At 68.9% G+C, this 4,114-nt stretch carries 4 protein-coding genes; all 4 read left to right on the top strand.

Annotated features, from left to right (window positions below; all coding sequences use genetic code 11):
- Positions 1–141: 141 nt before the first annotated feature.
- Positions 142–903, top strand: a complete 762-nt coding sequence (locus MJ783_RS08965; RefSeq protein WP_239309915.1) for a hypothetical protein — start codon at positions 142–144, stop codon at positions 901–903.
- Positions 904–960: 57 nt separating this feature from the next.
- On the top strand, positions 961–2,328 hold the full coding sequence (locus tag MJ783_RS08960; protein ID WP_239309914.1) for a hypothetical protein: 1,368 nt from the start codon (positions 961–963) through the stop codon (positions 2,326–2,328).
- 26 nt (positions 2,329–2,354) lie between these two features.
- Positions 2,355–3,215 carry a hypothetical protein gene (locus tag MJ783_RS08955; RefSeq protein WP_239309913.1) on the top strand — a complete coding sequence of 287 codons (861 nt, stop codon included), beginning with the start codon at positions 2,355–2,357 and terminating at the stop codon, positions 3,213–3,215.
- The coding region (locus MJ783_RS08950) for a DUF4397 domain-containing protein (RefSeq protein ID WP_239309912.1) at positions 3,215–4,114 on the top strand (900 nt) is incomplete at its 3' end. The genes MJ783_RS08955 and MJ783_RS08950, both read left to right, overlap by 1 nt.

Raw genomic sequence — 4,114 nt, 5'->3', positions numbered from 1 at the left:
ACCGCGCCGTCCGTCAGACATGGCTGGAAACGTTTCCGCGCCCGCGGACGCGCCGCCTCCTGGAACACCACGACGGGCCGCGGGTGCGCGCTGCCCCCTTTTCTCCGAACGATTCTTCCAGCTCAAGGAGCTCCTGCCGAGATGAAGCGTCGCCTCGGTCGCGTCCGCGACGTCCACGCCGTATCGGGTTCGATCCTGATCGGACCAAGCCGGCGCACCCGCTTCAGGATGTGGTTGCGAGGCCGGCGGGACGGCCGTGTCGGCCTGCCGACGCCCGCTGTCCCGCTGCCACAGGCCAAGCCCGCGCCGGGCACAGCCCACGACACGGACCCGGTCAGCTGGAGTGCCGATCCACAGGCGTGGTCGACACCGGCGATCAGGGAAATCAAGGCGCTGGCCGCGCGCTCACACCACGCGCTCGGGGTCGAGGCCCTGGCTGCCCTCGACGGCATTGACACCGGCATCGCCCGGCTGGAAGCCCTGGTCGCGCGGTTGACCAGCGAACTCCCGATGAACACGGAGAAGGAACGTCTCCACCTCACGCCGAAACAGCCGCGTACCTGTGACGACGAAACAGCCCGCGCGAACCGGCGGGCCGCGACAGGCCGCTCGAAACGGGACGCTACCCGCCAGCGGCTGGACACCGCCCGAGAGCAACTCGCGGAACTACGCAAGCAACGGGAGGTGACGGCTGACCGCGCGGTCGCCCAGGCGATGGCCGTGTCATCGTTCTGCCTCCAGTACATCGAGGTCTACCGCGCGGCGAACCTGCGGGTCCGCGGTGAACAAGCGCCGGTCCTCGCGGCGGCATGGCCGCAGCCTGAGATCAATGAACCGGCCTGGCTCGCGGACCTTCGTCCCCGGCGCACCCGCGCCGCGGCGACCGTGGCCCCCATCCAGTGAGCACGGCCCCGCAGCCAGTGGCGAACGAATCCGCGCAGCCGATAAGGAAGGCATGACATGGGTCTTTTCTGGACACGTGGCTCGGCCATTCGCCGCTACCGTCCGTTGAAGGCCGACAATCGGACCAAGAACATCAACCGGTGGATCCGGGAGGCCCGGGAAGCCGGCGCCCGGGACGCGGCGGCCAACTTCCCCGACGCCGAGGTCGGCGGCACCCGGACCCCTTACGAGCGGGCGTTCGCCAGTCACAACAAAATCATCGCTGGCGATCTCGGAGCGGGATACGCGTTCGCGTGGCTCAACAGGAAGAAACGGGTCATCCGAGCGGTAGTCCGGATGGACGTCCTCAAGCAGTCGATGGCCGATCACGACCAGGCCGTCACCGACGCCGAGACAACGCTCACCAATGCCTGGGAGGCGTCGAAGAGCGGGCCGGACAGCTGGCGGCGGCTGCTGGCGCATCTGCCCGGCCAGGCGCTGCTCCGCCTCGTCATCGCCGGTTCGATCATCATCGGTGAGGCGGTCGCGCTCAAGCCGACCCTCGACATCCTTGGTCAGTCCTACTGGATCACCTACTTCCTGGTTGTGACAGTCGTAGGCGCCGGGCTGCTCATCGCCACAGCGATCGCCCGGCATCTGAAGGAAAAGCGGCTCGAACCGGTCACGGCCGAGGCAGGCCTCGGCCGGCACACGCGGCAGCACCAGTCGGCCGGGCAACCTGACGAACCGGCTGGATGGCTTCAGCGCCCTCGCGACCTGTTCGTCTGGAACGGCACGACCGTGCTCGTAGCCATGAACGTCTTCGTAGCGCTCGTGCGCGCGCAGACCTTCGTCGCCGACGCCGACCTACTGCGGGCAGACAACATCAAGGTTGGCGTAGACAAGACCGGCGCATTCTGCATGTTCCTGTCGCTTCAGGTCGCCTTCACCTTCGCGGTCGCCTTCTTCGAGTACCAGCTCCACGACCCGCGGGCGGCGACCGTGCGCGGGGCTGCCTGGGCGTTGCGCAGATCAAAGGCCTGGCGCCGGTTCGCACGGCTGCGGCATGCCTGGGCAACGCGACGGCTACGGATAGCCGAGGCCGCCGCGCAGGCGGAGAACCGGGCAGCCGAGTACCTCGCCCAGCGTGAAGCCGCGAACATCGGACGGGTACGCGACGCCTACCGCGACTCCATGGTCAACGGCGCCGCCATGGACCCTGAGCGGGCGGCCGCGCTGGCGGAGATCCCCTACGAGGACTATCCCGCGCCGGAGTTCCGGTCGCCGGGCGCTCCAGAGCCGGCCGAGGAACAGGCCCCGACCAAGCCGGCCGACTCCCCGGCTTCAGGTGGCCCCTCATCACCCTCCCCCTCAGCCTCCCCCAATGGGAAAAGCCATTTTGATCAACATTCTGACAACACCGGGCCTCGCGAAGGCCCGCACTGATGCGCCGGCTCATCCGTCGGTACCACATGCCCGACACAACAACGACGGAGAAAATGATGGAGAAGAGAACCCCAACGGTCACCGCGGGCATCAGGCGTACCTACAGCCAGGTACTCCGGGCATTGCGGGCATTGCGGACGCCCTATGCGTTCGACGGCAGGTGGCGCATTGTCGCGGCGGTGGGGATCGCGGCCCTGCTCCCCCTGGCGGCATGCGGCGGGTCATCCGCCTCGCCGCGGCAGCGACGGATGTGCGCGCTCGTCATCGATGTATCGGCAAGTATTGACCAAAAAGTGATCGATCAGTATAAGACGGGCGTCGCGAGTGTCATCACGGGCTGCGCCGGCGGTTCCTTCAGCGCGGACGTGGCGACCGAGAACTCGCAGGCGAGCGTTTGCCCGTCCGTCGCCGTCGATCTCGTACCGGCCCATCCCAGGGACAACAAGCTGTACGACGACGCGCAAACGGCCCAGCTGAGCAGACAGGCCGAAACCAGGACCGCGGAACTGATCAATTGCGCCACCGGTCGGGACAGGCAGCGGACCGACCTGTTCGGCGCGCTGGTAGGCGCCGGTAAAACGCTCTCGGCCCGGCCGAACACGCCGCGGGAACTGACCGTGTTCACCGACGCGGTATCCACCCGGCGTCCGTTCAACCTGGCCACCTCCGAGCTCGAACCGGCTGATATCACCGGCCTTCTCGACCAGCTCGGCCGCGACTCGCTGATCGCCACGCTGACCGGGGTGGACGTACGGATGGTCGGTGCCGGAGCCGGGGTGGACTTCGACCCGTCCCGCCTGCGCCGCCTCGAGGACTTCTGGCGCACGTATGTGACGCGGGCCGGCGGTCGGCTGACCGCCTACGGCAAGACCACGGAAGGTGCCTGATGCGAATCCTGACGGGGCACCGCTCCGCCGGGCCCGGCCCGGTTGTCGCGGCGGCGCTGCGGCGTGCCCTGGCGCTGGCGGTAGGCCTGCTGCTGGCCTCGGCGCTGGCCAGCACCGGCCGGTCGAATGCCAACGCGGTGCCGCCGGCACCCGCTTCCGAAGCCGCCGCCGGGGCGGCCGGGGCGCACGGCTATCTGCGCGTCGTGGACGCCTCCCCCGGCGGAACACTGCGGGTGACCTCACCCGCGCTTCCGGAAGCCATCCAGCTCGAATACAAAGGGGTTTCGGAATACAAGCGGGTCCCGGCCGGCACGATCTCCATGACTGCCGTTCGGACCGGGGCAACGCCCGCGGCACCCGCGGTCACCATCCCCGGAGGCGGCTCAGTCAGCCTCATCATCACCGGCGATGCCGCCGATCTCGCTGTGGTACCCGTCCAGGACACCTTCACCGCGCCCGGAGTCGGCCCGGATGCCAGCGGCCTCTCCAGCATCCGACTGATCAATGCGACCACCCCGGACGCCGCTGACGGAAAGTCACGGGAGGATCTTCGGTTCGTCCTCGTGGCCGCACCCGGCAGGCAGACCGAAGTCGCCGACCCGGGGCAGGCCTCGGCTTTTGTCCCGATCCCCGCGACGACGACCACCGTCGGCCTGCGCCACCCCGGCAGGCAGACGGACCTCCTCAGCATCGACGATGTCGCGCTCACCCCGGGCGCCGTCGGCAGTGTGATCGTTACCGGTGGATCCGGGGATCACCTGCCCGCGGCCTTCTTCACCATGGATGCCCGCGGGCCGGCGGTCGTGCCCACCGGCCCCGTCCGGACCGGGCCGAACGGCCTGTCCGCCGGGCTCCCCGAACGGCTTTCGCATGGGCTCTCCGATGGGCCTCCTGATGGG

The sequence above is a fragment of the Protofrankia sp. Cj3 genome, from assembly GCF_917627355.1.
Lineage (GTDB): Bacteria > Actinomycetota > Actinomycetes > Frankiales > Frankiaceae > Protofrankia.
This window is presented reverse-complemented; position numbering and strand designations above follow the sequence as displayed.

Coding starts and splice junctions, on each gene's coding strand:
- MJ783_RS08965 (WP_239309915.1), top strand. CDS start 142: ATGAAGCGTCGCCTCGGTCGCGTCCGCGACGTCCACGCCGTATCGGGT.
- MJ783_RS08960 (WP_239309914.1), top strand. CDS start 961: ATGGGTCTTTTCTGGACACGTGGCTCGGCCATTCGCCGCTACCGTCCG.
- MJ783_RS08955 (WP_239309913.1), top strand. CDS start 2,355: ATGCCCGACACAACAACGACGGAGAAAATGATGGAGAAGAGAACCCCA.